This is a genomic window from Gelidibacter japonicus (genome assembly GCF_010725055.1).
Taxonomy (GTDB): domain Bacteria; phylum Bacteroidota; class Bacteroidia; order Flavobacteriales; family Flavobacteriaceae; genus Gelidibacter; species Gelidibacter japonicus.
On record NZ_BJKB01000002.1, the window covers coordinates 174,600 to 198,713 of the forward strand.

General features: G+C 37.5%; 20 protein-coding genes. 9 read left to right on the plus strand and 11 right to left on the minus strand.

The window, feature by feature from the left end; translation table 11 throughout:
* Positions 1-61: 61 nt before the first annotated feature.
* From pncA to G6N06_RS02740, 4 genes are all read right to left on the minus strand, one after another.
* Positions 62-667, minus strand: coding sequence for a bifunctional nicotinamidase/pyrazinamidase (gene pncA / locus G6N06_RS02725; RefSeq protein WP_163514525.1), 606 nt, complete (start codon positions 665-667; stop codon positions 62-64).
* Between the two features lie 390 nt (positions 668-1,057).
* Positions 1,058-2,455: a nicotinate phosphoribosyltransferase gene (locus tag G6N06_RS02730; protein ID WP_163514526.1), complete on the minus strand. Its 1,398-nt coding sequence runs from the start codon at positions 2,453-2,455 to the stop codon at positions 1,058-1,060.
* Between the two features lie 354 nt (positions 2,456-2,809).
* Positions 2,810-4,339: a bifunctional metallophosphatase/5'-nucleotidase gene (locus tag G6N06_RS02735; protein WP_163514527.1), complete on the minus strand. Its 1,530-nt coding sequence runs from the start codon at positions 4,337-4,339 to the stop codon at positions 2,810-2,812.
* 311 nt (positions 4,340-4,650) lie between these two features.
* Positions 4,651-5,100 (minus strand): KTSC domain-containing protein, encoded by a 450-nt coding sequence (locus tag G6N06_RS02740; RefSeq protein WP_163514528.1) that lies wholly within the window; start codon positions 5,098-5,100, stop codon positions 4,651-4,653.
* 269 nt (positions 5,101-5,369) lie between these two features.
* On the opposite strand from G6N06_RS02740, the gene G6N06_RS02745 reads away from it, so the two are divergent.
* From G6N06_RS02745 to G6N06_RS02785, 9 genes are all read left to right on the plus strand, one after another.
* A complete protein-coding gene (locus tag G6N06_RS02745; protein ID WP_240337951.1) occupies positions 5,370-6,068 on the plus strand; it encodes a DUF4382 domain-containing protein in 699 nt (232 codons plus the stop codon).
* A gap of 614 nt (positions 6,069-6,682) precedes the next feature.
* Positions 6,683-7,258 (plus strand): DUF2911 domain-containing protein, encoded by a 576-nt coding sequence (locus G6N06_RS02750; protein WP_163514529.1) that lies wholly within the window; start codon positions 6,683-6,685, stop codon positions 7,256-7,258.
* 14 nt (positions 7,259-7,272) lie between these two features.
* Positions 7,273-8,352: a methylmalonyl Co-A mutase-associated GTPase MeaB gene (meaB, locus tag G6N06_RS02755; RefSeq protein ID WP_371865806.1), complete on the plus strand. Its 1,080-nt coding sequence runs from the start codon at positions 7,273-7,275 to the stop codon at positions 8,350-8,352.
* 381 nt (positions 8,353-8,733) lie between these two features.
* The gene (locus tag G6N06_RS02760; RefSeq protein WP_163514531.1) at positions 8,734-10,095 is read left to right on the plus strand and encodes an acyl-CoA dehydrogenase family protein; all 1,362 of its coding nucleotides are present in this window, start codon (positions 8,734-8,736) and stop codon (positions 10,093-10,095) included.
* Positions 10,096-10,233: 138 nt separating this feature from the next.
* A complete protein-coding gene (locus G6N06_RS02765) occupies positions 10,234-10,908 on the plus strand; it encodes a response regulator transcription factor (protein WP_163514532.1) in 675 nt (224 codons plus the stop codon).
* Between the two features lie 24 nt (positions 10,909-10,932).
* A complete protein-coding gene (locus G6N06_RS02770; protein ID WP_163514533.1) occupies positions 10,933-12,177 on the plus strand; it encodes a sensor histidine kinase in 1,245 nt (414 codons plus the stop codon).
* Positions 12,178-12,241: 64 nt separating this feature from the next.
* A complete protein-coding gene (locus tag G6N06_RS02775; protein ID WP_163514534.1) occupies positions 12,242-13,006 on the plus strand; it encodes a COG4705 family protein in 765 nt (254 codons plus the stop codon).
* Between the two features lie 44 nt (positions 13,007-13,050).
* Positions 13,051-15,024 carry an LTA synthase family protein gene (locus G6N06_RS02780; protein ID WP_163514535.1) on the plus strand — a complete coding sequence of 658 codons (1,974 nt, stop codon included), beginning with the start codon at positions 13,051-13,053 and terminating at the stop codon, positions 15,022-15,024.
* Between the two features lie 205 nt (positions 15,025-15,229).
* On the plus strand, positions 15,230-16,111 hold the full coding sequence (locus G6N06_RS02785) for a diacylglycerol/lipid kinase family protein (RefSeq protein ID WP_163514536.1): 882 nt from the start codon (positions 15,230-15,232) through the stop codon (positions 16,109-16,111).
* Here G6N06_RS02785 and G6N06_RS02790 read toward each other — a convergent pair.
* The 7 genes from G6N06_RS02790 to G6N06_RS02820 form a co-directional block, all read right to left on the minus strand.
* Positions 16,096-16,689 carry a phosphatase PAP2 family protein gene (locus G6N06_RS02790; protein WP_163514537.1) on the minus strand — a complete coding sequence of 198 codons (594 nt, stop codon included), beginning with the start codon at positions 16,687-16,689 and terminating at the stop codon, positions 16,096-16,098. The genes G6N06_RS02785 and G6N06_RS02790 overlap by 16 nt on opposite strands.
* Positions 16,689-16,916 carry a DUF8828 family protein gene (locus G6N06_RS02795; protein WP_163514538.1) on the minus strand — a complete coding sequence of 76 codons (228 nt, stop codon included), beginning with the start codon at positions 16,914-16,916 and terminating at the stop codon, positions 16,689-16,691. Before G6N06_RS02795 ends, G6N06_RS02790 begins: the two co-directional genes overlap by 1 nt.
* A gap of 547 nt (positions 16,917-17,463) precedes the next feature.
* A complete protein-coding gene (locus G6N06_RS02800; RefSeq protein ID WP_163514539.1) occupies positions 17,464-18,843 on the minus strand; it encodes an MATE family efflux transporter in 1,380 nt (459 codons plus the stop codon).
* A gap of 431 nt (positions 18,844-19,274) precedes the next feature.
* Entirely contained in the window at positions 19,275-20,219 is a 945-nt protein-coding gene (locus tag G6N06_RS02805) for an NAD(P)H-dependent flavin oxidoreductase (protein WP_163514540.1), read from the minus strand.
* Positions 20,219-21,832: a S8 family serine peptidase gene (locus tag G6N06_RS02810; protein ID WP_163514541.1), complete on the minus strand. Its 1,614-nt coding sequence runs from the start codon at positions 21,830-21,832 to the stop codon at positions 20,219-20,221. The genes G6N06_RS02805 and G6N06_RS02810 overlap by 1 nt, the downstream gene beginning before the upstream one ends.
* A gap of 32 nt (positions 21,833-21,864) precedes the next feature.
* Positions 21,865-23,052, minus strand: coding sequence for a tRNA 2-thiouridine(34) synthase MnmA (gene mnmA / locus G6N06_RS02815; RefSeq protein WP_163514542.1), 1,188 nt, complete (start codon positions 23,050-23,052; stop codon positions 21,865-21,867).
* 314 nt (positions 23,053-23,366) lie between these two features.
* Positions 23,367-24,077, minus strand: coding sequence for a toxin-antitoxin system YwqK family antitoxin (locus G6N06_RS02820; RefSeq protein WP_163514543.1), 711 nt, complete (start codon positions 24,075-24,077; stop codon positions 23,367-23,369).
* Between the last annotated feature and the right edge of the window lie 37 nt (positions 24,078-24,114).

Consider the following 24,114-nt stretch of genomic DNA (forward strand, 5'->3'; position numbering starts at 1 on the left):
ATCAAAAAACCTCTCAGGTTTTGAAAACCTGAGAGGTTTAAAATTGGTTATAAATTCTCAACTAAATATCTTCAGAAGAGATCATCTGTATGCCCAGATATTCCATCTCCTTTTTTAATTCTTCATGTTTTTTTGGATCCAATGGTTGAGAAGCATCTTCAATAAAGAAACAGGCAAAGCCTTCCTTAAAGGCATCGTAAGTGGAAAAGTAAACGCAGATATCGGCTGCGAGTCCACATAAAAAAAGTTGGGACACGCCTTTCTCTTTTAGATAACCGGTCAATCCTGTCGATTTCAAACGGCCATTGTCATAAAAAGCACTATAGCTGTCAATTTCCTTATCCGTTCCTTTTCTAAAAATCGCCTCCCATCTTTGAGTGTCAAGATCCCTATGGAACTTTGCTCCCTCGGTGCCTTGTACACAGTGATCTGGCCATAATGTTTGTGGTTTCCCATGAATTTCGATCTCATCAAAATGAGATTTCCCTGGATGATTGGACGCAAAACTCACGTGATCCTGTGGATGCCAGTCTTGAGCAGCCACGACCAAATCAAATTTATGTTGGATGTTATTGATCACCGGAACAATTTTGTCGCCATCAGGAACCGCAAGCGATCCTCCTGGCATAAAATCATTTTGGACATCAATTATAAGAAGTGTCTTCATTTTAATCTAGTTTTTTAAGCTTTTCCGTAAAGTTAATCAAACATCCTGTTTTCGACAACCCAAAGTCCCCGAATAATAGGGTAAACATCTTATAGCACAGATATATTTTAGACACGAATTACACGAATACCCACTAATTTTCAAACAACAATTTTGCCAATCTCAAAAAATATACCAGACCTAATTATTAGTGGTTATCAGTGACCTTAGTGCCTTAAGATGTCTGAAAAAAATATCCGAAATGAACTCCCTCGTCCAAAGGCTACGAAGTATCAAATTAGAAATACTTGTTTAACTTCGACGCAGAGCCTCGGGTAATAAAACCTAAATATCCCGCTGAAAATCGGGATTATCCCGACAGCTATCCGGACAACTATCAATTTCACTAATTTAAAATTTGTGTTTTTTAACCAACCTATCACGTTCTTGCTTGAGATGTGTGCTCAAGCCTATTTTGTAAATATGCGGATTCTGAAATCGTTTGTATTCATCAGGTAGTTTCAGCAATCGAGATTTTGAATACTCTGCAATCTCACTGACAGTTCGCGAGGGCATTACTTTTTTACCGTTTTCCATTACCTTCTGAAGTAAAGGTTCGTGTTCAAAACGTGTAAGTTCCAAGCTTTTGTTGGCGTCGAATGAATGCTCCATTCGCGCTACATTTTCCTCATCATAAATAGCAACGGCATCTGCACCGTAGAACATGCCGTTTTTGTCCAACATTCTGTACACCTGTTTTTTTGAAGGTAGGGAAACCTTAATAATATTTTCAGAAAGCTTGATACGGGGTTCGCCATTGTATTCAGACAACTTATAAACCCCATCTATCGCGGCATCAGGTTTTCCGGTGACCAAGTTTGTTCCCACTCCGTAGATGTCAATAGGCGCCCCTTGATCTTTCAAACTTTTTATGACGTATTCATCCAATTGATTAGAAGCCACTATTTTTACATAGCCCAAATCGGCATCATCGAGCATTTTTCGAGCTTTTTTTGCCAAATAAGCCAAATCTCCACTGTCCAATCTGACGCCCAACAACTGCTCTCCACTGCTCTCCATCTCTTTGGCAACTGTAATCGCATTTGGCAATCCACTTCTAAGCGTGTTATAGGTATCTATAAGAAGTACACAGTTTTTAGGTCGTATTTTGGCAAAATCCCGAAAAGCCTCCAATTCATCTTCATAACTTTGTATAAATGAATGTGCCATGGTACCCGAAGATGGAATATTATAGTCCTCAGCCGCTTTCACGTTACTTGTACTGTCAAAACCACCAACGATAGCCGCCCTTGACGCATAATATCCACCGGTAGCATGTGCGCGACGAAGCCCCATATCCAATAGCATTTCTGTTTTAGCACTATGGCGAATTCGGCTTGCCTTTGTGGCAATTAAGGTCTGAAAGTTGAGAATATTCAACAATAGCGTTTCTATGATTTGCGCCTCTATAATATTGGCTTCTACTTGAAGAATTGGACGATTTGGAAAAACAACATCACCTTCCATGCTTGAAAAGATATTCCCCCTGAATCGAAACTCCTTTAAATAATCCAAAAAACTCTTTTCAAATCCATGTTGCTCCAAATAGGTCACATCTGATGTCGAAAACTTTAAAGTCTCAAGAATATCCAGGACATCCTCCAATCCGGCAAAAATGGAATACCCGCCATTAAATGGATTATTTCTAAAATAATAGTCATAGACTGCCCGTCCATCCGGTTTGGTTTTAAAATAGACTTGGGCCATAGTCAGTTGATAGAGATCAGTATAAGAAGCTGTAATGTTCATGAAAGTTTCTTTTTAATTGAGATTTTTTATTTTGTTAAGATATCCAAAAAATGGTTAATTTATTAATAAGATTTCAGTAAAAACAAAGGGAACAAGTTCTGACAACGTTGTTCCCTTTGTAAATCATATTCCTTCTTTTGGTAGTATCTCCTTTGAAGTTATACGGGTTTTTTCTCAGCTATATTTAACGGTTTAAATTTAAGCACCCCGATATGATTGTTCCATAAATATACAAAATTTTTAGATGCCATTAATTGCTGGATGAAAATTTAACATAAGTTTTTTAGGCTACTCTTCTATCTCCTTAGATACCATAAAGCAAGTCTCCATGTTCTTTCACAACGCTTAACTCTTTTAACTTTTTAAGTAATGGATGAGCGCAAGTCGAATATCAGATTGGGGGTGATCGGAAGAGGTTTCAATCGGATATATCTTGAGGATTTCAGGATGATCTTCTTTTAAAAAATCTAAATTAGACTCCATCCCTGTAAGCAAAAAACCTAACATAGCTACCCTATAGACCTTACTGTTTTCAATCTCATCTTCTCCAATAACCCAAGTACCGTCTACTTTTTTAATAGTTGTATTGCGTAATAAATAACCGCCACTTCCTTTGTTGCTTTCCCCGATCTCCAAAATCCTATTCAGCAAACTTCCCTTCATATCAACCTCTCTTATTTCTCCGCCAAAAGGCATGGCCCGCAAGATGTCGTATTGAGACACCGGTGCATGCAAAATATCATCAACGCGAATAGCTCCCGCATTGACAAGTACCGCATTTGATAAAGGAGCAGCAGCTTGTACCGAACTTACTACAAGTTCGGTTAAATTGCTAGGTTGCGACCTGATCACAATTTCCCTACCTTCAAGTGGTTCACTTTTTTCAATAACAATATCTGCTACATCAAACCCTAAAGAGCTGTAATTTGCATTGGCAATTCCCTCCCATTTTTCCACTATTGTATTTGTATGATGATCAAGCGCTATGTCTTCGTTAAGATATCTCAGTTTTGGAGACACTTTTAATTCACCTGTATTCTTATTTAATCTCAAAGTATTTACATAAGCTGATTTCGCATTGGCATGGGCCTTTGTAATATACACATCACCTACTTTTTCAAATTGCATATCGTGCTCATGTCCTCCCATGATCAAACCTAAGGTCGGAATTTCCTGAGCGAGCTTGATATCGTCCGCAAGATCCAAATGCGTTAAAGCGATAACCACATCCACAGAATCTTTTATTTGAGCATATAACTTCTTAGCAGTCGTTAAAGGATCAGTATAATGCACATAAGACGCTTTATTAAAAGGCAGCGTAAGTCCAATAATTCCAATTTTCGCCTCGGTGCCATCGTCATCGACAAGATTCAAAATATAAGTCTCCGGGAAAGGATTTGTAGAAGACTTGTAAAAGGGTTGGATAGACGTGCCTTTTTTATGAAATGTATTTGATGAAATCCAAGTAAATTCTGATTCATCAATACGTGACTGTAATTCATTTTCCTTAATATCAAATTCATGATTGCCAAAAACAACAAAATCCATTTCAGCTGCGTTTAAGGCTTCTATCATCTGTTTGCCACGTATGCTCTTCCCTTCATATTTCAAGCTATTGTAAATAGATGGACTCACAAAATCGCCTCCCATAACCAGAAACGTATTTTGGTTCTTCTCCTTTTCTTGCTTCTTTAACCTTGCAATTCGAGCGACCCCACCCTCTTTTCCCCCGCTTAAAGGGGCTATTTCATATACGTCATTGACCTGAACAAAAACAATATCGATTTGACCATCATCTTTAATTGAGGTGTTTTTCTGGAATACTGAACAGGACGTTCCAAAGATTAAAACGATTAACGACAGAAGAGCAAGTGTTTTTTTCATGATTATCAGATTTTATGCAAAATAAGCATTTACCATCTGAATAAAAACTTAACCCTATTTTATAAAAGTGCTTATCCTCAATTAAGTAAGGTAAAGACGAAAGTTTACAAATCTGAAGATAACATCGATATTTAGTGGCGATGTTTAAATCTTTATTAAATAATAATGATATTGAAACTATGGGAAACCTAATTAGGACTGACAAAATCATTTATAAAAAAAGGAACATGATTGAAAAAACCATGCTCCCTTTGTACATTAAAAATTTGATTCGTTGATTGCAATCTCGATCCTATACGCCCATCTTCCTACTAAACAGGTTCTAGCGTTCTTTTCGACTTTCTATAGGTGTAATTAGAATAAATGTTGCGTTTTGCAAAACGATTTAGCTTATCACTATTGATCATTTTAATATAAACCTGTTTGGTAACGCCAAAATACTCGTAAGTAGAACCGTCCTGAAAGGTAATTTCGAGCAATAAACCTTTGTGCATATAATCGGCAATACCTGAATTGGTAATCGTTTCTGTATAACTATCTTTTTGCGAGGCAATGGTCTCTGGTGCTATACTTACCAAAAAATGATACCCGTCAATAATCTTTCGGCTTTGGATTTCTGCTTCTTCCTGTAGCGCATCTCCAATTTGGAATTTATCAGGATGCCATTCCTTCACTAAATCACGGTAACTCTTTTTCAGAGTCTTTAATTCAATTTCGCTTTCCACTCCAAAGAGTTTCTTGTATTCATTTATGCGCTTCATTTCAAAATTTTATTTGAGGGCGCAAAAGTACGGGTAAATGGGACATAAAATAGCATCAATATCATTTTTGTTAGATCATAATTCTATCCTAACAATCTGTATCTCTTGAAACTAAAATTTTCTATTGCAATTTTTTCTTCGGCCGAGTTACAAACAACCAAACAAAAGAGGCCACAATGACTTACAATTTTCAAATATATTTAACATTCTATACATACTAAATTCCTTTTATACCGTTAACACTAGATAACCTATAAAGTTTAAAAACTATGAATGTATTTAAAAAAATGAAATTTGGCATTGTTGCACTGTCCCTGGCAACTGTATTTACGGCCTGTTCATCGGATGATGATTCAACAAATGCCCCAAATCAAGGCAATTTAAAAATAGCTGCCAAAGCAAGTTATATCCCAGTAGCCACTAGAGGTACTGATAACGTGATTCTTGGAGAGTTTTTAGTGAATTTTAAAGAAATTGAATTGGAACTTCAAGACGGTTTTTACGATAGCGATGATGATATCGAATTGAAAGGCCCTTTTGAAATCGATCTTTTATCCGGAAACAGCATCCAATTGGTAGACATTGAAATTCCAAATGGGGTGTATGAAGAAATTGAATTTGAATTTGACAAAAGTGAAAATCAAAACTCTGACTTGTTTGGAAAAAGTATGTTGTTGACAGGAGAAATCAATGGACAGTCTTTTGTTTTTTGGCATGATTTTGAGGACGAAATCGAAATTGATTACGAAGATAGCGACCAAAATCTGATCATCAACAACGACACAAAAGAGGTAGTCATTAACTTCGACATCAACGCTGTATTGGGCATGGTAGATCTGTCTACTGCTACTGATGGTGATGGCGATGGTGTGATTACGATCAGTCCAGAAGATATGGATGGTAACAATGATTTGGCAGAAGCACTGAAAGAAGCTTTCAAAGTACAAATTGATTTGTTGGATGATTAAGAATCAGTAAATAACAATCTTGATAAAAACTGCTCAGAAATGTTTGAAAACAATTATGGGCAGTTTTTTTGTACCCGATCATGAGCGTGCTTACGAGTAAAAGTACACAACCCGTACAAAAACTTAACTCCTTGGTTCGCAACGAAATAACGACGAACACTAGGTTTTAAAAACAAATAGTTTGGCGATATAGGCACAGTTCTTTGCTTCCAATAGCGATAGGGCATGACATAAACACTTTAGACTAGTATTTTTTAGGCTTTGGGCATTCCCGCCGATACTGATGAGTTGCTCTTTTTTAATATAGAACTAACTTGCGATCATACTATTTTGAATACGGTCATCAGAACGCAACTCGAGATCATTAAAATATCACCATTAATCGGTTCAAATCCAATAGCCCATTCAACCTCCATATCACCACAAATGGCACTCATAATTGTTTCTGAATTTTTGATGATTCTTATAAAACACCTTTAAAAGTATGAGCTAAGGAGAATTAAGTCCTCTTTTTAAAAAATAATACCAACTTTACATAAAACAACGTTAAGTGCTTTAAGGAGCAATCTTTTATAATTATATTTAACCCAAGTTTCAAACAAATTCCCTTATTTATGAATACGTTTTTAAAACGCCTTTTAATTGTCCTGGCCATAGTGGCAGCAGGCTTATTTTTATATTCCTATTTTGTTGAAGATATTTTTTCAAAACGAGTGAGTCCAAAAGATGTCGTAAAATTTGAATTAAATGATACAAAGTTGGAAGTGCTTTACAATAGACCTTATAAAAAAGGACGGGAGATTTTTGGTGCTTTGGTACCTTATGATAAAGTTTGGCGTACCGGTGCCAACGAAGCTACCACATTTACCACCAACAAAACCCTAATCATTGACGGCATTTCTGTGCCCAAGGGCATTTATACACTGTGGACCGTTCCTAATGATAGCCTTTGGAAGGTTTATTTTAATACCAAACAATACGAATGGGGTGTTGACGACCAAATGCGGCCTATGCGTGAACCAAAATATGATCTTTTGGAAGTTGATGTTCCTGTCATCCATTTAGACCATACCGTAGAACAGTTTACCATTGCTTTTGACAATACTGTAGATATTTTAAAAATGACCATGGCATGGGACCAAACCAAAATTGAAGTCCCTATGGAAATCAGCAAAGACCAACCACAATAGGCTAAACTTGAATTATTTTGACCAAAAAAGGCAAAACCTCGGCACTACAAGAAACTGAAGGTGTTTCTGAATCTGAAACGACCAACAAAAGTGCTATTGCTGCCATTAGAAATAAACGCCATAAACAACCTTCCACAGCAGAATTGGTCAGAGGCATACGCGACAAAAACCGCACAGCACTGAGCAGGGCCATAACTTTGGTGGAAAGCACCAATCCGCAACATTTAACGATGGCCAATGAGATCATTCAACAATGCCTTCCTTATGCCAATAAATCAATCAGGATTGGCATTACCGGTGTGCCCGGGGTCGGAAAAAGTACATTTATAGAAACTTTTGGCACCTATTTGACGTCTAAAGGAAGGCAGATTGCTGTTTTAGCGGTAGACCCGAGCAGTTCTTTAAGTCGTGGCTCAATTTTAGGCGATAAAACCCGGATGGAAGCACTGGTCAAGGACGACAATGCCTTTATCCGTCCTTCACCATCTGGGACATCACTTGGTGGTGTGGCACGAAAAAGTAGGGAAACCATTATTCTGTGTGAAGCTGCTGGCTTTGATACCATCTTGATCGAAACTGTTGGCGTTGGGCAAAGTGAAACGGCCGTCCACAGTATGGTCGATTTCTTTTTATTATTGAAACTGGCCGGTGCAGGAGACGAATTGCAGGGCATTAAACGGGGCATTATGGAAATGGCAGATGCTATTGTGATCAACAAAGCAGATGGCGACAATCTTAAAAATGCCAAAACTGCAAAGGTCGAGTTTAACAGGGCACTACACCTCTACCCTCCTAAAGATTCTGGATGGCAACCCAAAGTTCTTCTGGCTAGTGCGCTTGAAAACAAAGGAATTCCAGAAGTTTGGCAACTGATTGAGGATTATTTAAGCTTAGTCAAAGAAAACCATTTTTTTGACCATACACGGAACGAACAAAACAAATTCTGGCTACTCCAAACCATTGAAGACCGACTCAAAACCGACTTCTACAATAATCCAACCATTAAAAAAGAATTAAAACACCAATTGGAACGTATTGAAAATGGTGAAACCACGCCATTTGCTGCCGCGGAACTATTGCTGGGTCTCAAGTAAATCTCCACTAATATTTTAACGGATTTCTCTGTGAAACTTAATAGTGGGCAGTGGATAGTGGGTAGTAGTGGATTGACGGTGTATAATCCTCTCAACTTCATTGGAGAAGAGATTAAAACAACCTAAATAATGAAATCCGTTTATTCTTCTTCAATAGTTTCTGCGGCAATCTGCGGGAAACTTTAATGGTAAGTGACGGACAACTTCTCCCAACAACCTTCAGGAGTCAATTTCAACTTCAATTTCAATTTCGACTTCTCCCGATACCCATTGGGATTCAACCTTCAGCGTTAAATTCTATATAAATCTCCATAGACTCGTATTTTTTTCTAATGGAAATCACTAACTTTTCATCAACTAATTCAAAATCCGAAGCGCTCTATGACATTATTCACAAAAATTAAGTCCATCATCAATCTGATGAAAGAAGTTGACTTTGAAGATCTTGGTAGAATTTCAGAGAAAATAGATTTACCTAAAATCATGAAAACTGTGGGAGAACTCGATGATAATCAGCTCGACGGACTCATGAAAATGCTCACCGAGAAAAGCAAAAAAGGACAACACCAACTTCCTCCTATTGATGGCGATTTTTATGATCTCGATTTAAAATTGACACAGGAACAGCGTGCGATTCAAATGAAAGTCCGCAATTTTATGCAGGATGAAGTAGAGCCTATTGCCAATGACTATTGGAAAAAAGCCAAATTCCCTATGGAAATCATCCCAAAATTAGCTGCCCTAAACATTTGTGGTGTCGCCTATAAGGGTTATGGCTGCCCTGATCTTCCTTTTATTATGGAAGGCATCATCGCTGAAGAGTTGGCACGTGTGGATGTCTCGATCTCGACTTTTTTTGGGGTTCATAGCGGACTTGCCATGGGGTCGATCTATCTCTGCGGAAGCGAAGAGCAAAAAGAAGAATGGCTACCGAGAATGCAAAAAATGGAATTGATAGGTGCCTTTGGTCTGACCGAACCCAATGTTGGAAGTGCCGTGGCGGGCGGAATGGAAACGACCTGTAGACTTGAAGGCGACGAGTGGATTTTAAACGGTCAAAAAAAATGGATTGGGAACGCCACATTTGCTGATGTGACGATTATATGGGCAAGAGACGAAACCAGCAACAAGGTCAAAGGATTTTTGGTTAGAAAGGGTACCCCCGGATTCACCACCGAAAAAATAGAAGATAAAATGGCATTAAGAACCGTACAGAATGCCATCATCACACTAAAGGAGTGTAGAATTGCTGAAAAAGACCGACTCCAAAACGCCAATTCGTTCAGAGATACGGCCAAAGTATTGCGGATGACCAGAGCGGGTGTAGCGTGGCAAGCCGTAGGTTGCGCAAGGGGAGCTTATGAAAATGCACTCAAATACACCAAAAAACGTGAACAGTTTGGAAAACCAATTGCTTCATTTCAATTGATACAAAATCATCTGGTGGAAATGCTATCCAATCTCACAGCAATGAAAACCATGGTCTATAGACTTTCTGAATTGCAGGATCAAGGTCTTCTAACCGATGAACACGCCTCCTTAGCAAAGGTGTTTTGCTCTTTAAGGACACGAGATGTGGTCAGCCAGGCACGTGAGGTCATGGGTGGTAATGGTATTTTGTTGGAGTACAATGTGGCGCGGTTTGTGGCCGATGCGGAAGCCATATATTCTTATGAAGGCACCAAGGAAATCAATACCTTAATTGTGGGAAGAGCCATAACTGGATATAGTGCGTTTGTTTGATTTTTATAGCTATTGGACCACCTTGCTCAAAAGATCTATAATTGAGTTTAACGTTAAAACCAAAAAATTAAATATAGTTTTCAACTTTAGATTATCTATAATATTGAGCCCTACATTGGATCATTAATTCAACTGACTATGAAAATTTTAATCGTTGAGGACGAAATTGAACTGCAGCAGTCCATTGTGACTTATTTACAAAAGGATGGTCATATTTGCGAAACAGCATCCAACTTTAGTGAAGGCTCCTATAAATCAGACCTTTATGCCTATGATATTATTCTACTCGACATTAATCTACTGGACGGCAGCGGTTTAGACATTTTGAAAACCTTAAAGGAAGAACACAAACATTCTGGCATTATCATCATTTCGGCCAACAGCTCTTTGGAAGACAAACTTAAGGGTCTTGATTTAGGTGCCGATGATTACCTGACCAAACCTTTTCATTTGGCCGAACTTAATTCACGCATCAGAGCCGTTCTACGACGTGGCCACTATGAAGGGAATGATATCATAAACTTTAATGAGATTTCTATCAATACTACATCGCGCACGGTTGTTGTCAACGAAGTAGACATTGTGTTGACTCGAAAAGAATTTGATCTACTTCTCTTTTTTATCACCAATAAAAACCGTGTTCTTTCAAAGGAAATCATTGCAGAACATCTTTGGGGAGACCATAGCGATCTCTTGGACAATTTTGATTTTATTTATGTCCATATCAATAACCTTAGAAAAAAACTGACCAATAAGGGAGCAAAATACATTCAGACCACTTATGGAAGTGGCTATAAATTCACAGATACGTAGATTTTGAAGGGACAAAAGAAAACAATGTCATTATCAAAAAAAATCTCTCAAAAACAATTGCTTTTTGGGCTCGCCATTGTTTTGGGGAGTCTGACCATTCTATATTTTTTAACACGGGCCTATATTGTGGCAGAAGCCAAAGAAAGTCTTTACCACACAAATTTTCGAATAGAACAACAACTTGTTCAACAAAAGGAAGTAACATCATTATTTCCGCTTTTTGAAATCCATCAGGTTGAGCATCTTCACCCTGACACTCTAAAAGATACAATCATCTTTGATGTTCTTCAAAATGAAAATGAACTCTTTAAGGAACTTAATGTCTATAAGACCATCAATACGAAAAATTACCATATAATCACCAGAACCTTAATGGTTGAATACGATGACACCTTGTTGACCATTCTCATCACTTTTGGAGTCATCATTATTTTGGTTTACCTGACCCAATTTATCTATAATAAAAATTTGAACAGAACAATTTGGACGCCTTTTTTTAAAAATATTGAAATTCTCAAAGCTTTTTCAATTAGGTCAGAACAAGCTATTCAACTAGAAGCCTCTGATATTTCTGAATTTTCAGAGTTAAATATTGAAATTGAGGCGTTAACATCAAAATTGTCCACAGACTACCATAACTTAAAGCAGTTTACAGAAAACCTCTCGCATGAAGTCCAAACACCCTTGGCTATCATTCAAGCAAAAATTGAAAATTTGATTGATGGATCGAAAGACCTGGAACAAGACCATTTAAAAACACTTTATGATATTCAAGACAATACAAAACGACTTTCCAAATTAAATAAAAGCCTTATCCTATTGACACGAATTGACAATCAACAATTTCATGATGTTGAAGCAATTTCAGTAAATACTATAATCGAAGAACTTTTAGAAAATCTAAAGGACATTTGGAACCATAAGAAGCTTGAAATTAATTTCTCTTCCCGTTCTGAAACTCGTATTTTAATGGACAGGAGTTTAGCAGATATTTTGTTCTCCAACCTTATAGGAAATGCCATAAAATACACTAATGCGAATGGGAACATAACTATTGCGATCACTTCTGACAGTTTCAAAATTTCCAACAACGGCGACAACAAGATAGCTGGCTCGGACCAATTGTTTCATCGATTTTATAAAGAAAACAAACAGTCCAAGTCATTAGGCCTCGGATTGGCCATAGTTAAAAAAATATGTGACTATTATAATTTTGAGCTTACTTATACCTATTCAAATAACATCCATGAGTTTGAAATTCAGTTCTGATCCTTTCTCTCTTTAAAATCTCTTTAGAATTCCATTGTAATTTTAAGCCTTACTTAAAATAAAAATGGAACATTTAAACAAAGTCGCCAAGATAACATTCTTGTTTTGGTGCATGAAAATCGTTGCGACCACACTTGGGGAAACTTTAGGAGATTTTATAGCCCAAACGTTGGGCTTGGGTTATACTGTGGGTATTTCCATAACACTCGTTTTTTTCTTGATTGTCTTGAGCATACAGCTCTATTCAAAAAAATATATCCCACTTTTCTTTTGGCTGGTTATCATTGCAACGACCACCCTCGGCACAGAAATTTCTGATTTTATGGACCGAAGTTTAGGACTTGGTTACACTTATGGTAGTATCATCTTATGCGCAGGACTCTTATTGACCCTGTTGATTTGGTATTTGAGTTTCAAAAATCTTGAGGTCCATCCTATTTATCAAAGGAAGAAAGAATTGCTCTTTTGGACTGCCGTACTGTTCTCTAACAGTCTGGGCACGGCTTTTGGCGACTATCTAAGTGACAATATCGGGTTGAGTTATCTCATGGGAGCTTTAGTTACGGCATCTATAATTGCATTGGTTATTGGGTTGCATTATTTTACCAAGGCCAACCAAATCCTGTTGTTTTGGATTGCCTTTGTTTTTACCCGCCCATTTGGCGCCACCTTTGGTGACTTTCTTACCAAGCCTATAGCCAAAGGCGGATTGGATTTAGGCACATTAACAGCATCCATTATAGCAATGGTACTCATGGCGATCTTTATTTTCGTTTCTCACTCAAAGTTAAGAACCAGTAACACAGGTTTAGTAAAGCCAACCACTTAAAAGTCTCTTTAGAATTGGAACGTAATTTTATTCGAAAATTAACAATGACAACATTTAGATTACCGCAAAGGTTTACATTATTAAAATCTTTCATTTTTATTTTTATCCTATCTTCAACAGCAATTAGAGTGCTTTTATTTATTTGGAGTTTTAATGAAGTAGATGTGAACTTATTTCATATTGTCAATACTTTTTTAATCGGCTTTCTATTTGACCTTGGAACCATCTCGCTGTTTTTGACGCCATATGTACTGTATCTTTTGTTACTCCCTAAAAAATTACATGGCAGTTTATTTGATAGAATTACCACCTATAGTGCCTATCTTTTAGGCTTGATCATTATAATCTTTTCGTTTATAGCTGAAATCACTTTTTGGGAAGAGTTCAAAAGTCGTTTTAATTTTATAGCAGTAGATTATTTGATTTACACCAATGAAGTCTTAAAAAACATCAATGAAAGCTATCCCATAAAAATAATCATATTGATAATTTCTGTCATTTTATACGGTTTGCTATTTCTTACATGGAAGATCGGTGCCTTTAAAAAAACTTTTAATAATGACAACGGCTTTCAGCAGAAACTTATTCCCTCCGCTTTCATTCTCTCGATTGCATTATTTTTCGGGTTATTAATTACCAATAAAAATGCTGAACAATTTGAAAATCGCTACAATAATGAACTGGCAAAATCGGGTATTTACTCATTCGTTGCGGCATTCAGAACCAACGAACTCCCATATACCGATTTTTATAAAACCATCCCTATTGACCAGGCATTTACGATCGTCAAAAATAGTTTCAAATCCCCAAAAGAACATTTGGTATCTCCTAATAAAAACGAAATCTATAGAAGTATTCACAACAATGACAGCCTGACCAAGCCCCTACGCCCTAATGTTATTTTCATCTGTATTGAAAGCTTCAGTGGAAATTACTTAACGTCATTTGGCAATAAAGACCATATCACGCCTCATCTCGATTCCATAAGCTCAGAAAGTCTGTTTTTTACCAATCTTTTTGCTACGGGAACACGTACAGTTAGAGGTATGGAAGCCATAACTTTATCCATTCCCCCAACTCCTGGCAGAAGTATCGTAAAGCGAAAGAACAATCAAAACTTATTTACTATAGGCGAAGTGTTCAAATCAGAAGGATATGAACGTAACTTTTTTTACGGTGGTGATGGCTATTTTGACAATATGAATACCTTTTTTGGCGGGAATGGGTTCAATATTATTGACAGAGGCCGTGGTTTTTTAATTGATAAGAGTATCCCAACCACCCGCACAAACATTGAAGACAAAGAAGTCACTTTTGAAAATGCATGGGGAGTTTGTGACGAGGACATTTATAATAAGGTCATTGCTGAAGCAGACAAGGCCTTTTCAAATAAAAAGTTGTTTTTTGATTTTGTAATGACGACATCCAACCACCGACCTTACACCTATCCTGAAGGTAAAATTGACATTCCTTCCGGGACAGGTAGACATGGTGCAGTTAAATACACCGACTTTGCCATTGGTCAATTTTTAAAACAAGCCCAATCAAAACCTTGGTATTCTAATACCATTTTTGTAATCATGTCAGACCATTGTGCCTCCGTTGCTGGACGTTGGGATTTGGATGTGAAAAACTATCATATTCCAGCCTTTATCTATAATTTGTCCAACACAAAACCAATCAAAATTGATAAACTTTGCTCACAGATTGATATTTTCCCAACACTGTTTGGCCTTTTAAATTGGGACTATAACTCGAATCTATTCGGTAAGGATATTTTGGAGATGGCTCCTGGTGAGGAACGTGCCTTTTTAGGTAATTACCGAAAACTGGGCTATATAAAGAACAATCAGATTATGATTTTAAGTGAACAGGAAAAAAGCAATTATTACAAATGGAATCCAAACCAAAACAGTTTAGAAACTTTGCCCATGAATGAGAATTTCCTGAATGAAACTGTAGCTTTCTATCAAGTAGCAGATTATCTCTATAGAAATGAAGGTTTAAAACTTAAATAATAAGATCTAATGAATACTTAAATTTTTGATAATTTATGTCGGTAAATTAATATCTTTCAAACCCATTTCAGACTTTTGTAGGAGACAACACAAGTCTAAATTTTTGAATGAAGATTGGTCTTGTCAGTAATTTAAGAAATTGTCCTTTCGATCGATATAAGCCTAGGGTGTTATAACCCGGTAGTGGAAATAAAAGAAAACCTATTTGAAACATATCCATTTTATAGTGAATCCTGTATCTGGTTCCGGGAACCAGCCAATCAATCAGAAATTTTTAAAGAAATTTTTTGATGAGAGGGAGTATGTGGTCACTATAAAAAAATCTACATATAAAAAGCACGCCAAAGTTTTGACCGAATCATCCATCGACGAAGGGGCACATATTATTGTAGCCTGTGGTGGTGACGGTACAATTAACGAAGTAGCCTCCTGTTTGGTCAATACCAATATCGTTTTGGGCATCATCCCACTGGGCTCAGGAAACGGCTTGGCATCCAATTTAAAGATTCCAAAAGATATTGAACGTGCCACCGCTCTAATCAAAACAGCATCCGTCAACAAAATTGATGTAGGCTGTGTCAATGAGCATTATTTTTTTAGTAATACGGGCATCGGTATTGACGCACAAGTCATTAGACACTATGAAAACTCGAATGAACGAAAATTAATTAGCTATTTAAAATCTTCTCTGAAAGCCTTGAGGTGTTTTAAATATAAAAATAAAATCACGGTTGAAGTTAACGGACATACTATCCAAACCCATCCGTTTTTGGTATTTGTTTCCAACTCCAATGAAATGGGCTATAAGATCAGCTTGACACCAATGGCATCTTTACAGGATGGCTTGCTGGATATTTTAATTGTTTCGAAAATGTCTAGATTGAAATCACTATACTTCGGATTGTTGATCTTGCTTAAAAAACCTCATTTAATAAAGGAGGCTAAGTGTTATCAATCAAAAAAAGTCATAATTCGTCAAACCAATCAGAGTGCTTATGAAACTCAAATTGATGGTGAGTTCTTCAATATCGATGGTGAGGCCATCAACATTTCACTATTGGAAAAGTCACTTCAAGTTATTTTTTGATCGTTTTTGTCAGCCTTAAATTTGTTTATTGCATAGATGTTGAGCTTATAAAATAAGGCTCCAGTCAAAACGCCAAACAACATTCCCAATAACACATCCAAAGGATAATGAACTCCAATGTAGATACGACTATACCCCATTAAAATGGCCCACACGATCAAAAGATAAATAAGATATTTAAATCGTTTTTTCAATGTCAGGCCAATAAATATTGCTGCCGCCATCGTATTGGAAGCATGACCCGAAAAGAATCCATATTGTCCTCCGCAACTCGATTTCACCAATCGCATCCCGTCAATCAGTTCAGCCAAATGACACGGTCTCAATCTTTGGAATCCACTTTTGAAAAGATTGGTCACTTGGTCAGTTACCAAGATCATTAATGCAACAGCCAAAAGAGTTATCAATACCGCTTTTAACCGCATTTGTCTAAACATCAGATAGAGCAACAAAGCATAAAACGGAATCCAATTGAATTTGGACGTGTAAGCCATCCAGAACGGATCCCAGGTTGTTGTCCCAAGACTGTTCAAATAAATAAAAACATCAGTATCTAACTGTAGAATTTGATCAATCATTAGGCATTGTATCTTTCAATTTCACGATCGTAGAAGTCGGTAGCCAGCTGAATTAAATTCTCAGTTTCAGAAGCAATTTCCTTTTCGTCATGTTCATCAAACTCTTCCATCCATTCCACTTCATCATCTTCCAGATTTAAAATAAATCGTGGAAATTCTGTATGAATAATATAGATGGCATCAGGATAATCTGTATTGTCGCCGAGTATGAATTTTGGTAGTTCCATTTTTTTGTTGTGAGTTATGAATACTTAAAGTTCAATTAAGTTATTTTAAGAAATAAGTTATAAGAGTGTCTAAGGTTACGAGTATTTGAAGTGCAAAAAATTACAAGCAATTGACGTCCTTAAAGTTAAAAACTTTTTAAATGCTTTAGGTGAAATTTAATTAGAGCGTAAAAGTATCAAATTTTATTTAGTTTATGGCTTATAACTTACTAGCAATTGAAGTAAAAATAGCCAAACTCATTCTAATTTCATTTTATAAAATCTCTTGGCCTTCTTGATCTACACGCTTCCCTATAATAAGCCCCCAATACTTGTCCCTGATTTAGTCAGTTCATTTCTTACCACTAAACCTTCCGTTGATGATGGCAAGACAGAAACCAAGTTTATTATAGCAATGGCACATTGAACTGCCCGTTTTTATAAAATAGTTGCAAATTCCTTATGAGTCATATCCAATAGAATTTACTTTAGAATTTCATTACTTCAAACATAAGAGACTTTTACGGGTCATTTTTCATAAACTCTAAACCTTAGACACTTTCCGACTTTAGACATTTCCTAGCCTTATTAATTTCTTCGTCAAATAATTAAATCTAATAAATAACATGATAGCAGCACAGGTCAATCCAGCTATAAGTCCGAGCCATATGCCAGCACTTCCAAAAGCCTCCTCTTTTCCTAAAAAGAAGCTAATCGGAAACCCGATTGCCCAATAGGATATAAACGTAATTATGGTCGGAATTTTAACATCCTGTAAGCCTCTCAGCGCACCAAGGGCAACCACTTGTAAACTATCGCTAATTTGAAATATTGCCGATAGTAAAAGTAAAGTGGACGCAATAGCAACAACTTCTCTGGTATCAATAGCATTTAATGGATCGTCCAAATCCACATAAATAGTTGGTAACACCTTATGTAAAAGCACAAATGCCAATGCAAAGACAACGGCCAAAATAACACCCAATAAAAAAATGGATATGGCTATTCGACGTAATTCCGTGAAATTCCGAAGTCCTTTTTGATTGCCTACCCTAATCATAGCGGCAACACTTAAACCTGTGGCCACCATAAAGGTCATTGAAGACAGGTTCAACGCAATTTGATTTGCGGCCTGTGGATTCTGTCCCAAGGTACCACTGAGCCAAATGGCAGAGGTAAAAATACCCACCTCAAAAAACATTTGCATGGCACTTGGAAACCCGATATTAACGACCTTCTTAATCATAGGCGCTTCCAAAACAAAAATTTTGATATTGGTGACATAGGCCTTCGATTTATCTCGAGCTTTCAAAACCCACCAGATAAAAAACACCATCACAACTCTTGAAATTAAGGTTCCAATAGCAGCCCCGACAATACCCATCTCAGGAAAACCAAACTTCCCAAAAATCAACAGGTAATTGAGCACTACATTGATAATGTTGGCTATAATGGTTGCATACATAGGATATTTGGTAAGCGAAAGACCATCACTAAACTGTTTAAAAGCTTGAAACACAATCAATGGAATCAACGAAAATGCTACCAAATCCAAATACGGAATAGCCAATTTCACGACCTCTTCCGGTTGATCCATAATATACATTAAAGGTTTGGCCAGTAAAAGGAGTAAAAACAGAACAATTCCCAAAGCAGTGCACAAGAACAAACCATGCTTTAGCGCCGATTTCCCTTTTTTGAAATTGTTTTCAGTATCAGCCTCTGCCACCAAAGGCGTAATAGCGGTTGAAAAACCAATCCCAATAGACATGGCAATGAATACAAAACTATTGCCCAAAGACACAGCAGCAAGCTCTGCCGCACCCAATTGTCCCACCATGATATTGTCCACAAGACTCACAAAGGTATGACCCAACATGCCTAACATGACTGGTGCCGCTAGGTTTAAGTTATACCTAAATTCTTTTGTATATTGAGATAAAATCACCCTTAAATTTTAAAGATGCAAAGGTAGTAGATTGCTCATCCATACCTCCAATTTTCCAATTTAATTTCCAAAAAAAACCACCAACCAATTGATAGTTATCAACTTACAAGACAAATTTGTTAATAAGTTACTTCCATTTAATTGCTCAAAATCATGATAACGGTTATTTTTACATAAATTATATGATGGTTTGTCCTATTCATATTTTTGGATGACAGTCAACGTATAATATCGAAAGTTTTAGCTATTATTTTAGAGGGATTTAAAAATTTTATTGTTAAAACGTTTCAAATCGAAAAAGGGGAATTTTTCCCCTTTTCGTTTATAATAAAGTTTGGATACATTGGCTATGAATTATGGATACTATTTTCGTGAAGCCCGTGATGAGTTTATTAGGAACGATAAGTATTCCGAAATACCAATTGAACTATTTAAAATAACAGGTTCACGTTTTGTTTTGCCATTTCATATTCTGCAACCATATCTTCAACAATTTTCGCAACTGGTTTAATATCGTGGATCAACCCTGATATTTGCCCAATTTCCAATTCGCCTTCTTCCAAATCGCCTTCAAACATGCCGCGCTTCGCTCTTGCCCTACCGAGTAAATTCTTGAGTTCATCAACCGTTGGAGAAGTTTTGTACAGTTCGACAATGTCATTATAGAACTTATTTTTGATCAATCGAACAGGTGCCAACTCCTTTAAGGTCAAGTGTGTGTCACCTTCTTGGGAGTTAATCACCACCTCCTTAAATGCCTGATGGGCAGAACTTTCTTCACTGGCTACAAACCGGCTGCCTACCTGAACCCCATCAGCACCTAAGACCATAACAGCCAACATGCCCTGTCCCGTGGCGATACCTCCTGCCGCGATAAGCGGAATGTCCAAGGCTTCCCTAACCATTGGGATTAAGGTTAAGGTGGTCGTTTCTTCTCTTCCATTATGACCTCCGGCTTCAAAACCTTCGGCAACAACGGCATCAACACCAGCTTCTTGAGCTTTCAATGCAAATTTCACACTACTGACCACATGAACCACAGTGACACCATGATCCTTTAACCATGTGGTCCAAGTTTTAGGGTTGCCTGCAGATGTAAATACAATTTTTACCTCTTCTTCCACAATAATGTTCATGATCTCTTCAATATTCGGATAAAGCATGGGCACATTGACTCCAAAAGGCTGATCCGTAGCCTTTTTACATTTTTGAATATGTTCCCGCAATACATCCGGATACATGGAACCCGCACCAATCAGACCAAGAATTCCTGAATTACTCGAAGCCGAAGCCAGGCGCCATCCGCTGTTCCAAATCATTCCAGCCTGAATGATTGGGTATTTAATTTTGAAAAGTTCTGTAATTTTATTTGACATTAAGATTTTATGAATTTAAAATTGAGTGATTCACCATTTGAAATGACATGAAGTATGTATAATCCTGAAGCTAAGTGCGATACCTCCAAATTGGAATGGGTATTGGAATAAACCTGTTCATCGATAAGTTTACCTCGAGCATCATAAATTCTTAAGATTCTTTCTTCATGACTTGTAGGCAATTGAATATAAAGCCGTTGCATAACAGGATTTGGATATACCCTATATGCTTGGACATCGCTTTCCACTATTGAAAGTCCGAGAGAAAGTGCCAATTGCAAGTTCGGGATTCCATAGCCTAAAAAATAATCAGGTGTGGTATATTGGGAGGCTGACAATCTGATATATTGCTTGATCTGCTCAGCATTAGCCTTGGGTAGGGCTTGCCACAAACAGGCAATGCCTCCGGCCAAAATGGGCGAACTAAAAGACGTGCCATTATTACTGACAACAACATCTGTTTCATCAATAACTACAGATCCTAAGCCTTGTGCCACCACATCTGGTTTTTGGGTGTTTTGAAAACTATTTCCTCTTGAACTGAATGCCGCATAAAGTCCGCTTGCATTTACCGCACCAACGGTTAAAACGCCTGAAGCATCTGCTGGAGCCGTGACAATGCCCCATGAATTATTTCCTGAATTTCCGGCCGAATTTACTACCAAGATGCCCTTTTCGGAAGCAATATTGGCGCCTCTACTAATGAATGTGGTCGTACCATTCATATCTGATGGCTGATAGTTATAATTGGCATTATCAAATGTGTTGTAACCTAAGGAGGAATTGATAATATGAACGCCCAAACTATCGGCACGCTCTGCTGCTTCTACCCAATAACTTTCCTCAACAGGATTTTCGAAGCTTGCCTCCTCGGTTCGAAATAAATAATAGGAAGCATCAGGAGCAGTACCAACAAATTCATTTTCAATATATCCAGCCATGGTGCTCAACACTTTGGTGCCGTGCGAACTGCCAGTGTAGTCATAAATGGCTGATGTTCTGTTCACAAAATCATAACCACCCAACAATCGGTTGTTAGCTCTTAATCTATTGAACGATGTCATGGTATTGACATTGGGAAAACCAGCATCAATCACGGCTATCACAACGCCCTCTCCAGTATAGTTCTCCAAATGAAGCGCATCCACATGAATCATGTCCACTTGGTTTTCAGCACTTCCATAATTAAAGTCTTCCAAACCCATCTCAATTGCAAACTTGTCATGCTGAATGGTTGGTCGAGATAAACTGGCCACGTTTTTATCCGCAAACTGAATTTTACTCACAAATTCCAAATCAAAAAGAGCAGTAATATCCGAAACTTCACCTCTGACGTGAACAGCATTCATCCATTTTGATTTTGCCAAAACACTGATGCCATTAGCTGATTTTAGAAGAGAAATATAAGATTCATTGACAGGCACATCTCTGGCATCAATAGGAATTTGATGAGCGTTTTTTCTTGCGATGGCTTGTTGTGAAAGAATAGTGATGGGATTTTGAATGGAAGCTTCCACATTTTCCTTATCTGTAAAAAACACCCATGCATCCTGTTGTGCAAAGACCACATTAGAGAAGCACACAAAGAAAAACAGGAAAATGTTAACTTTCATCAGCAATAATTCAACACAATTATTACTGCAATTTAAGAAATTACTCCCGAACCTACTAATTCATCATTGAGGTACCATGCCACAAATTGGCCTTCCGTAATAGCCGACTGAAATTCTTCAAAAACCACGTAGAGTCCACTATCCACCTGATGCAATGTCGCATTTTGAAGTGGTTGACGATATCTGATCCGCGCTTTGACTTCCATAGTTTGATCCAACGTCAACTTTAAGTCTTCACGAATCCAATGCACCTCATCATTAGAGACAAACAAGGCTTTTTTAAGCAATCCTGGATGTCCTTTTCCCTGACCCGTATAAATGACATTTTCTTCAACGTCAGTCTCAATCACAAAAAGAGGTTCAACAGTGCCGCCCACGGCAAGCCCTTTGCGCTGACCTTTTGTAAAGTAATGCGCCCCCTGATGTTTGCCAACCACTTTACCATCTGTGATATGGTATTCTATTTTTCGGGACATATAGGCGAGTTGATCTTCTTCGGAAGAGAACTCAGGTTCTGTTTGAAGATAGATATCCTGTTGTGAAGGAATTTCGACGATCACACCTTCTTTAGGCTGTAGTTTTTGCTGTAAAAACTCTGGAAGTCTAACTTTTCCAATAAAACAAAGGCCTTGGGAGTCTTTTTTATCTGCGGTAATCAAATTTTGTTGTGCCGCAATTTTGCGTACTTCAGGCTTGGTCAATTCGCCAATTGGGAATAATGCCTTAGCTAATTGATCTTGTGATAATTGACACAAAAAATAAGACTGATCTTTATTTGGATCGACCCCGGCAAGCAATTGATAAACATCCTTTCCATCTTTTTGAAGAATGCCTTTACGGCAATAATGGCCGGTAGCTACATAATCAGCACCCAAATCGAGGGCAATTTTCATAAACACGTCAAACTTGATTTCCCGATTGCAGAGCACATCCGGATTTGGTGTCCTACCTTTTTGGTATTCGTCAAACATATAATCGACGATTCGTTCTTTATACTGCTCGCTCAAATCGACCGTTTGAAACGGAATTCCCAGCTTATCGGCCACTAACATGGCATCATTACTATCATCCAACCACGGACATTCATCAGAAATAGTCACAGAATCATCATGCCAGTTTTTCATAAACAAGCCAATGACCTCATAGCCTTGCTCTTTTAATAAATAAGCAGCAACACTTGAATCAACACCTCCTGATAGTCCTACGATTACTCTTTTCATTTTGCAAAATTACGAAGTTTCTCGCACATAACGTAATGCCAAGGTGAAATTGAAGCTGAAGATGAAGTTGAAATTTTGATGGGTGACTGATGACGGGTGACCAGGGTTCATGGGTTATTTCACAGAGATTCAATGAGAAAAATTGAGTTTCAAGGAGACACTGAAAACTAAATACTTAAGCTCCCGAATGTACTAAATCGATACCGGCATCCTGAACACTGCACTCTGAATACTGAATACTGCCAACCCGCCCCGAAAGTGGCCTTTCGGTACGGCAAGCCGCCAACTGATAACTGCCGACTGCCAACTGAACCTTATTCTTTCCCTGGATTCTTGCTATAAACCGTAAAGTCCTTTTCTTCGGTTAGGACACCTTTCTCATAAAACTTCCAAATCCCATGCTTTTGGTCATTTCTATAAGCGCCTTCGGCTAACATCTTTCCGTCTGCATCATAATATTTGGACAAACCGTTGAGGACGTCATTTTCATAAGTAAACTCCTTGATGAGCACCCCTCTTTCTGAAAACACTTTAGAAATCCCATCCAACTTGCCATTGACATAATGAGATTGTTCCGCTATTTGACCATTTGGATAATAGACTACCTTTTCACCCTCGAGCTGACCTTTATCATTATAATGTTCCACGGTCATGATACCATTCGTTTTATTGTGGTAGTACACCCATTTTCCAACAAAGAGTTTGTTGGTCATATGTCCTTCACTTATTAGCTTGCCCTTTGAAGAATAGAATTTTACAAGAATATTATCGCTGTTAGGGTCAAATTCACGAGTGGCGCTCAAGACACTTTTATTGTTGACCAACTTATAAAATTTAAACATTCCTATTTCCTTACCATGTTCAAAGCTGCCTTCATACCTAGGTTGATCCGTCTGATCAAAATTTACTTTCCAAAACCCATGGCGTTCACCGTCCTTATCCAATTGGTTTATAGCATTCTGCGCATTAGACTTTGTTAAAAATACTGTTAAAAACAACACAAAAAAGATATTTTGTTTAATCATTTTATATTTTTGTTAAACAAACTAACATGAGGTTAGT